Source organism: Nocardiopsis sp. TNDT3 (assembly GCF_003427465.1).
GTDB classification, from domain to species: Bacteria; Actinomycetota; Actinomycetes; order Streptosporangiales; family Streptosporangiaceae; genus Nocardiopsis; species Nocardiopsis dassonvillei.
This window is the reverse complement of record NZ_QPFC01000451.1, coordinates 1-8,959: the sequence shown is the minus strand read 5'-3', so window position 1 is coordinate 8,959 and position 8,959 is coordinate 1. Positions and strand designations below refer to the sequence as shown.

6 protein-coding genes are annotated in these 8,959 nt (G+C 73.8%); 2 read left to right on the top strand and 4 right to left on the bottom strand.

Annotation, left to right across the window (positions count from 1 at the left end; translation table 11 throughout):
* Positions 1-34 precede the first annotated feature (34 nt).
* The 3 genes from DQW06_RS11890 to DQW06_RS11885 form a co-directional block, all read right to left on the bottom strand.
* Positions 35-1,456 (bottom strand): aldehyde dehydrogenase family protein, encoded by a 1,422-nt coding sequence (locus tag DQW06_RS11890; protein ID WP_013154422.1) that lies wholly within the window; start codon positions 1,454-1,456, stop codon positions 35-37.
* Positions 1,457-1,626: 170 nt separating this feature from the next.
* Positions 1,627-1,782 carry a hypothetical protein gene (locus DQW06_RS29215; protein ID WP_013154423.1) on the bottom strand — a complete coding sequence of 52 codons (156 nt, stop codon included), beginning with the start codon at positions 1,780-1,782 and terminating at the stop codon, positions 1,627-1,629.
* Positions 1,783-1,911: 129 nt separating this feature from the next.
* The gene (locus tag DQW06_RS11885; protein ID WP_117198430.1) at positions 1,912-2,547 is read right to left on the bottom strand and encodes a DsbA family protein; all 636 of its coding nucleotides are present in this window, start codon (positions 2,545-2,547) and stop codon (positions 1,912-1,914) included.
* Between the two features lie 213 nt (positions 2,548-2,760).
* Between DQW06_RS11885 and pepN the strand changes: the two genes are divergently transcribed.
* On the top strand, positions 2,761-5,307 hold the full coding sequence (gene pepN, locus DQW06_RS11880; protein WP_013154425.1) for an aminopeptidase N: 2,547 nt from the start codon (positions 2,761-2,763) through the stop codon (positions 5,305-5,307).
* A gap of 171 nt (positions 5,308-5,478) precedes the next feature.
* On the opposite strand, the gene malQ is transcribed toward pepN, so the two are convergent.
* Positions 5,479-7,512, bottom strand: a complete 2,034-nt coding sequence (gene malQ / locus DQW06_RS11875) for a 4-alpha-glucanotransferase (protein WP_071622542.1) — start codon at positions 7,510-7,512, stop codon at positions 5,479-5,481.
* 195 nt (positions 7,513-7,707) lie between these two features.
* Here malQ and DQW06_RS11870 point away from each other — a divergent pair.
* Positions 7,708-8,959: MFS transporter (locus DQW06_RS11870; protein ID WP_157983410.1), on the top strand; the 1,252-nt coding region annotated here is incomplete at its 3' end.

The window sequence follows — 8,959 nt, the reverse complement described above, 5'->3', positions numbered from 1 at the left end:
GCCGGGCTCCGCGGGGCCCGGCGCACGCCCGGCGTCACAGCTGGACGGCCTTGACCTCGCAGAACTCCTCCAGGCCGTGGGCGCCCCACTCACGGCCGTTGCCGGAGCGCTTGTAGCCGCCGAAGGGGGCGCGGGGGTTGAGGGCGCCGCCGTTGACCTCCACCTGTCCGGCCCGCAGGCGCCGGGCGACGGCCAGGCCGCGCTCGGGGTCGCCGGACCACACCGCGGCGTTGAGCCCGTACACGGTGTCGTTGGCGATGGCGACGGCCTCCTCCTCCGTGTCGTAGGGGATCAGCACCAGCACGGGCCCGAAGATCTCCTCCTGGGCGACGCGCATGTCGTTGCTCACGTCGGCGAAGACCGTGGGGTTGACGTAGTAGCCGTCCGGGCGGCCCCGGACCGGTTCGGGGCCGCCGGTGACCAGGCGGGCGCCCTCCTCCACTCCGAGCGCGAGGTAGGAGCGGACCCGCTCCAGCTGGTCGGCGGAGACCAGCGGGCCCATGCGGGTGGCCTCGTCCGCGGGGTCGCCGGGCGCGTACTTGGCCGCGGACTCGGCGGCCAGGGCGACGGCCTCCTCGTAGGAGTCGCGGTGCACCAGCATGCGGGTGAGCGCGTTGCAGCTCTGCCCGGTGTTGCGCATGACGTCGGCGACGCCGCGCTTGACCGCCTTGACCAGGTCGGCGTCGGGCAGGATGACGTTGGGGGACTTGCCGCCCAGCTCCAGGGCGACCTTCTTGACGGTCTCCGCGGCGACCTGGCTGACCCGGGTCCCGGCGCGCGTGGAGCCGGTGAAGGACACCATGTCCACGCGGGGGTGGGCGGCGATGGCCTCGCCCACGACCGGGCCGGTGCCCGACACCAGGTTGAACACGCCCGCGGGCAGGCCCGCCTCGTGGAACACCTCGGTGAGGGCGTAGGCGCTGAGCGGGGCGACCTCGCTGGGCTTGAGGACGACGGTGTTGCCCGCCAGGAGGGCGGGGACGACCTTGAGCACGATCTGGTGGAGCGGGTAGTTCCACGGGGTGATGGCGCCGACCACGCCGACGGGCTCGCGCACGATGAGCGAGTTGCCCACCCGCTCGCCGCCGAAGTAGCGCTCGCCGCTCTCCTCGACCAGGTCGATGTAGGTCTGGAACATGAGGGCGGGCAGGCCCGCCTGGACCTTGCGTGCGAACACCGCGGGGGCGCCCATGTCCCGGGTGAGCTCCGCGGCGATGTCGTCGATGCGGGCGTTGAACAGCTCCAGGGCCTTGGCCAGGTGGGTGACGCGCTGCCCGGGCGTGAGGGCGGACCAGGCGGGCAGGGCCGCCGCTGCCGCCGCGACCGCGGCGTCGACGTCCTCGGCGGCCCCGGCCGGAACGGTGTCGATGACCTGCTCGGTCGCCGGGTTGACCACGTCCAGTGCCTCGCTGGAGGCGGAGTCGCGCCAGGCGCCGTCGATGTAGAGGGATCGCATGGCCCCACTGTCGCAGAACGCGATTCGGGTTGGCCAGCCCGGGGCTCCGGGCCGGTGCTTTCCCCGATACCGGGGATCCTGCGCGGCCCCCGTGGAAGGCACCGGACCGGCCCCGGTACGGGTCCCCGGACCTGTCCGGGGACCGACCGCGGGACCGGTCGCCCGCCGGATCAGTCCCAGTGCGGTGGGCGCTCCGCGAGGAGGCGCGCGGTGGAGTCGTCGTCGGAGTCGCCCCAGCCGGGGCCCCTCTCGTCGCCGGTGGTGTCGGGCAGGATGTCGAGGTCGTCGAGGAAGTCGACCCTGCGCTCGTCGTCGGGTCCGGACACGGTCCCCCGCCCCCTTCGCGTTCGTCGCGGCGGGCGGGGGGCCCGCCGCCGGTGTTCGCCTCCAGTGTGCACCCCCGCGGGCGCGGCGCGGCCGTCCGCCCCGCCGGGCCGGGGCCCGGCGGACGCGGGTCAGTCGAAGACGGGGTCCCGGGTGCGGGTCCGCTTGAGTTCGAAGAACCCGTCGGTCCCGGCGACCAGGAGCACGCCGTCCCAGAGCCTGCCGGCAGCCTCGCCGCGCGGGATCGGCGTGACGACCGGTCCGAAGAAGGCGGTGTCGGCGACCTGGACCACGGGGGTGCCCACGTCCTCGCCGACCAGCTTCATCGCCTCGGCGTGCGAGGCGCGCAGGGCCTGGTCGTAGTCGGTGGACGCACCCGCCTCGGCCAGGTCCTCGGGCAGTCCGGCCTCGGCCAGCGCCGCGCGGATCGTGTCCGTGGTGCGCGGTTCGCCGCTGTTGTGGAAGCGGGTGCCCAGGGCCGTGTACAGGCCGCCCAGGACCTCGGGGCCGAAGCGCTGTTCGGCGGCGACGCACACCCGCACCGCCTCCCAGGACCCGTCGATGCTCGCGCGGTAGTCCTCGGGCAGGTCGCGTCCCTCGTTGAGCACGCCCAGGCTCATCACGTGCCAGCGCACACGGACCGGCCGGACCCTCTCCACCTCGACGAGCCAGCGCGAGGTGATCCAGGCCCACGGGCAGGCGGGGTCGAACCACATGTCCGCGTGGACGGTCTCCTGCCCGTCACCGGGGTCGAAGGTCTGCGTCATCGCTGCTCCTCGGATCGCGAAAAGGTGTGCACACTTCACGTCGTAGGAGTGCAACCCCGGTTATCGGTTGCGCATTCCGTCCCGGCGCGTGGCAGGATCGGGTCGAGTGGAAGACGACCTCCGGCCCCGACGACGCTCCACCCCAGGCGGCGGACTCGCCGTGGTCGGCAATGATCCGGCCGGCGACGACGGCGGCCGTGGAGGGAGCGTGGCGTGGCAGGGAACCTGACACGGGACGAGGCTCGTGAGCGTGCGCGGATTCTCAGCGTCGACTCCTACGCCGTGGAGCTGGACCTGACCACCGGTGCCGAGACCTTCAGGTCCACCACCGTGATCCGGTTCTCCAGCTCGGAGCCCGGGGCGCGGACGTTCGTCGAGCTGGCCGCCCCCGCGATCCGCACGGCGACGCTGAACGGAGCCGAGCTGGACGCGGCCGAGCTGTTCGACGGCGAGCGCCTCGTCCTCCCCGAGGTGGCCGCGGACAACGAGCTGACGGTCGTCGCCGACGCCGTGTACATGCGCACCGGAGAGGGCCTGCACCGGTTCGTGGACCCGGTCGACGACTCGGTGTACCTGTACACCCAGTTCGAGACGGCCGACGCGCACCGCATGTTCGCGTGCTTCGACCAGCCCGACCTGAAGGCGACCTTCGAGCTGACGGTGTTCGCTCCCCCCTCGTGGGAGGTCGTGTCCAACAGCGCGCCCGACGTGGAGCGCGAGGCCGCGGGCGAGGAGCGGGTGCGCTGGCACTTCCCGGCCACGCCGGTGATGTCCACCTACATCACCGCGCTGATCGCGGGCCCGTACCACGTGGTGCGCGACGAGCACGACGGCATCCCGCTGGGGCTGTACTGCCGCGCCTCGCTGGCCGAGCACCTGGACTCCGACGCCCTGTTCGAGGTCACCAAGCAGGGCTTCGACTTCTTCCACGGCCTGTTCGACCTGCGCTACCCGTTCGGCAAGTACGACCAGCTGTTCGTGCCCGAGTTCAACGCGGGCGCCATGGAGAACGCGGGCGCGGTCACGTTCCTGGAGGACTACGTCTTCCGTTCGAGGGTCACCGACGCCCGTTACGAGCGCCGCGCCGAGACGATCCTGCACGAGATGGCGCACATGTGGTTCGGTGACCTGGTCACCATGCGCTGGTGGGACGACCTGTGGCTGAACGAGTCGTTCGCGACCTACGCCAGCGTGTACTGCCAGGCCAACGCCACCAAGTGGACCGACGCCTGGACGACGTTCGCGAACGTGGAGAAGAGCTGGGCGCTGCGCCAGGACCAGCTGCCCTCCACCCACCCGGTCGCCGCCGACATGGTCGACATCCAGGCGGTCGAGGTCAACTTCGACGGCATCACCTACGCCAAGGGCGCCTCGGTGCTCAAGCAACTCGCGGCGTACGTGGGCGTGGACGCGTTCTTCGCGGGCGTGCGCGCCTACTTCAAGGAGAACGCGTTCGGCAACACCGAGCTGCGTGACCTGCTCAAGCACCTGGAGGCCGCCTCGGGCCGCGACCTGTCGGGCTGGTCGCGCGACTGGCTGGAGACCACGGGCGTCAACACGATGCGCCCGGAGTTCGAGGTGGACGCCGAGGGCCGCTTCACCTCGTTCACCGTGCTCCAGGAGGCCCCGGCCGACCACCCGACGCTGCGCTCGCACCGCCTGGCGATCGGCCTGTACGACCGCACCGACGAGGGCGTCGTGCGCCGCGAGCGCGTGGAGCTGGACGTGCGCGGCGAGCGCACCGAGGTGCCGGAGCTGGTCGGCCGGGTCCGGCCGGACCTGGTCCTGATCAACGACGACGACCTGACCTTCACCAAGGTCCGCCTGGACGAGCGCTCCCTGCGCACCGTGGTGGAGGGCGTCGGCGAGATCCGCGAGTCCCTGCCCCGCGCGCTGGCCTTCGGCGCCGCCTGGGACATGACCCGCGACGGCGAGATGGCCGCCCGCGACTACGTCTCCCTGGTCATCTCCGGGATCAGCGGCGTGGACGACGTCATGGTCGCCCAGACCCTGCTGCGCCAGGCCAACTCGGCTCTGCACATGTACGCCGACCCGGCGTGGCGCCCGTTCGGCTTCGAGCAGCTCTCCGAGCGGCTGCGCGAGCTGCTGACCGCGGCCGAGCCGGGCGGCGACCTGCAGCTGGCCTACGCCAACGCGCTGGCCGCCTCGGCGGCGAGCGACGCCCACCTGTCCCTGCTCCAGGGCCTGCTGGACGGCGCGATCACCGTGGACGGGCTGGTCGTGGACACCGACCTGCGGTGGACGCTGCTGCGCCGCCTGGTCGCGACGGGCAAGGCCGGGGAGGCGGAGATCGCCGCCGAGCTGGAGCGCGACGCCACCGCGGCCGGGCAGCGCAACGCCGCCGGGGCCCGCGCCGCCATCCCCACCGCCGAGGCCAAGGCCGCGGCGTGGGAGCGGATCGTGGGCGAGGAGCTCGCCAACGCCGAGTTCCGCGCGGTCCTGCTGGGCTTCACCGAGCCGGGCCAGGCCGAGCTGTACCGGCCGTACGTGGAGAGGTACTTCGCGCAGCTGGGCCCGGCCTGGGAGAAGTGGACGGGCGAGTTCGCGCAGACCTTCGCCGAGGTGGTGTACCCGAGCGGTCTGGTGGAGGAGGCGACGCTGGAGCGCACGGACGCCTACATCGCCGAGTCCGACCCGGCCCCGGCGCTGCGCCGCCTGCTGGTCGAGGGCCGCGCGGGGGTGGAGCGGGCCCTGCGCGCCCGGGCCACCGACATCGCCGCGGGCGAGCGTCAGGAGTAGGAAGGGACCGCGCGCCCGCCCCGCCTGCGACGGCGGAGCGGGCGCGCGCGTGTTCGGCCCGGCCGCCCTCCCCGCCGTGACCCGGTGCTCGCAGCGGGCCTCGGCCGCCGAGACCGGCCAAGACGCGGTCCAGGGCCCCCGCGTCACTCGGCAAAGGTTCCGGACGGCCCGTTAGGGAGCGTGGTCCCGCCGGCCGACAGGCCCGAGGGTGCGGCGGATGCGCGCCACCATGCGCGGGTCGGCGAGCAGTTCGTCCACCAGGACCGGCTCTCCCTCGCCGCTGGTGAGCGGGATGCGCCAGTTCGGGTACTCGTCGCTGGTGCCGGGCTGGTTCTGCATGCGCCGCTCCCCCACCACGTCGGTGAGCGCGACCCCGATCATGCGGGCGGGGGTGGCCACCAGGTAGGCGTGCATGGCCGCCACCACGGCGGCCGGGTCGGCCACGGGGTCCACGTCCTCGTCGAGCAGGCCCAGCTCCACGAGGAGCTCGCGCCAGCGTTCCACCCGCGACTCGGCGTCGGCGCGCTCCTCCTCCACGGGGCGGCCGAGCAGGCCCAGCCGGTCGCGCAGCTCGACGTGCTCGGTGGACAGGAACGACGCCACCGGCGGCAGGTCGTGGGTGGCGACCGTGGCCAGGCAGTCGGTGCGCCACTCCTCCGGCGGGCGCGGGCGGCCGTCGGCGTCCTGCTCGAACCACAGCACGGAGGTGCCGAGGATCCCGCGGTCGGCGAGGTGTTCGCGCACCCACGGCTCCACGGTGCCCAGGTCCTCCCCGACCACGACGGCGTCCGCCCGGTGGGCGGCCAGGGCGAGCGTGCCCACCATGCCCTCGTGGTCGAACCTGACGTAGGTGCCCTCGGCCGCGGAGGCGCCCTCGGGCACGCACCAGAGCCGGAACATGCCCATGACGTGGTCGATGCGGACCCCGCCCGCGTAGCGGAACGCCTGGGCCAGGATCTGGCGGAACGGTTCGTAGCCGCGCCCGGCCAGGCGCCGGGGGTGCCAGGGCGGCTGGCCCCAGTCCTGCCCCTGCCGGTTGAACTCGTCCGGGGGCGCCCCCACGTGCAGGCCGGGCACGAGGGCGTCCCCGTACATCCACGCGTCCGCGCCGCCCGCCTGCACCCCGATGGCCAGGTCGTGCACGATGCCGACGGCCATCCCGCCGGTCTCGGCGGTGGTCTGCGCCTGGGAGAGCTGCTCGTCGAGGATCCACTGGAGCCAGCGGTGGAACTCCACGGCGGGCCACCGGCGCAGGGCCTCCTCCCCGACGTCGCGGCTGTGGACCCCGCGCAGCCCCTGCGGCCAGGTCCGGTAGTCGGTGCCGTGCCGCTCGGCCAGGGCCGACCAGGTGGCGAACTCGACCAGCGGTCGGCCCTCGCGTTCGAGGTAGGCGCGCAGGGAGGCCTCGCGGCCGGGGGCGCGGGGCGACTCGAAGAGGACCTCCAGGGCGGCGCGCTTGGCCCTCCACACGGAGTCGCGGTCGAGGAGGTCGGCGGTGCGGCCGCGTTCGCGCAGCGGCCGGGCCAGGCGCTGGATGCCCTCGCGCTGGGCGGGGTCGAGCCGGGCGTACTCGGGCACGTCCTCGATGCGGATGTAGAGGGGGCTGGCGTAGCGGCGGCTGACCGGCAGGTAGGGCGAGGGCTCCACCGGGGGCAGCGGCTCGGTGGCGTGCACCGGGTTGATCAGGGCGAAGTCGGCGCCCAGGTCGCGCGCGCTCCAGTCGGCGAGCTCGGCGAGGTCGCGCAGGTCGCCGGTGCCCCAGGAGGCGCGGGAGCGCACGCTGTAGACCTGCGCCATGATCCCCCACAGGCGCGGGTGGTCCCTGAGCGCGCTGGGTTCGATGCGGTCGGGGGCCACGAGCAGGGGCGCGGTGTGCTCGGCGGCGCCGTCGGTGACGCGCAGGGTGTGCACGCCCAGCGGCAGCCCGGGGCCGAAGGGCAGCAGGGAGCCGCCGCAGGTCTCGACGACGCTGTGCGTCCCCTCGGCGAGCACGAGGTCGGGCGCCTTGCCCTCGCGGACGACGACCGCGGGCGGCAGCGGGCCCGGCGCCGCCCCCGCGTCCGGGGCCGCCGGGTCCACGCCCAGGGCGGCCAGGACATGGCGGATGGTGTCGGGGCTGACCGGGACCCTGCGCCCCCGCCAGTCCTCGTAGGTCGTCGCGACTCCGTGCTGCTCGGCCAACCGTGCCAGCTGAACGTCCCTCACAGAATCCGATCATGCCCTACCAGGGGCTCCGTACACCGGAGGCCGTTCCGGCGTGGGACCAGAACGTGTCCCGGGTGCGGGCCGATAACGGCTCCCCGCGCGGCGCGTCCGGACTGTCCAGCACGTACAAACGGGCGCTCTGCACAGGCCGTCAAAGCGATCGCCCGATGTCCTCGACATCTGCATAATCGGGGTGTGCTCGCGAACTACCGACGGCTCTTCGCCGTCCCCCACGTGCTTCCCCTGCTGGCCTGGTCCCTGGCCGCGCGCTTCTACATGCCGGGGCTGATGATCGCGGTCACCTTCCTGGTGGAGGGGTGGACCGGCTCCTACACCCTGGCCGGGCTGGTCGCGGGCGCCTTCACCCTGGGCATCGCGCTGGTGGGACCGCTGCGCGGGCGGATGGCCGACCGGGGCGGAACCGACCGGCTGGTGCTGGTGTGCGGCGTGGTGTTCAGCGCGGGGCTGCTGGGCCTGGTCCTGCTGCCCGAGCGGCTGTGGTGGCTCTCGCTCCCGCTGGCGCTGGGCACCGGGCTGTTCGGCTCCCCGGCCAACCAGATCGTGCGGGCGCTGTGGCCGCGGCTGACGCGCGGCCCCGAACGGCAGGCGATCTACGCGGCCGAGGCGACCACCCAGGAGCTGCTCTTCGTCTTCTCCCCGATCATGACCGCTGGAGTGGTGGCCTTCGCCGGTGCGCGCTGGGCGCTGGTGCTGCTGTCGGCGGTGGCCCTGCTCGGTTCGCTCGGGTTCGCGCTCGGGCTGCGCCGGGCCGGGGTGACCGGCCCCGCGCCGACCGGGGAGGGAGCCGGTGAGGAGCCGTCCGGTCCCCGCCGGAGTCTGCTGCGCAGCCCGGCGCTGGTGGCGCTGTTCCTCATGTGCCTGCTGATGGTCAGCGGGATCATGGGCGTGGACCTGGTGATCGTGGCGTGGGCCAACGAGCTCGGCGCCCCGCAGTACGTGATGGTGCTGGCGTCGGTGTGGGCGCTGGGGTCGCTGGTGGGCGGGGCGATCGCGGGCGCGCTGCGCGGACGCCCCCACCTGGTGCGCCGCTGCTTCGGCTCGGCGCTGGGCGTGGCGGTGCTGGTGCCGTTCGTACCGCCGTTCGCGCAGCTGTCGACACCGCTGCTGATCACACCGCTGCTGTTCCTGTCCGGTATGGCGCTGGCGCCGACCCTGGCCGCGGTCATGGGCCGTCTGGGCGACCTGGCCCCCGCGCGGCGGCGGGCCGAGGCCTTCGGGTGGATGTCCACGGCTCTGGGCGTGGGCGGGGCGGTGGCCGGTCCGCTGTCCGGCGGCCTGATCGACCTCATGGGGATCGCGGGCGGTGTGCTGGGCGCCGCGGTGCTGGTGCTGGTGTCGGCGCTGCTGAGCCTGTTCGTGCCCGAACCGCCCCCCGAGGCCGCCGAGGAGCCGGGCGGCCTCGACCCCGAGGAGGTCGGGGGGAGTG

Coding starts and splice junctions, on each gene's coding strand:
- DQW06_RS11890 (WP_013154422.1), bottom strand. CDS start 1,456: ATGCGATCCCTCTACATCGACGGCGCCTGGCGCGACTCCGCCTCCAGC.
- DQW06_RS11885 (WP_117198430.1), bottom strand. CDS start 2,547: ATGACGCAGACCTTCGACCCCGGTGACGGGCAGGAGACCGTCCACGCG.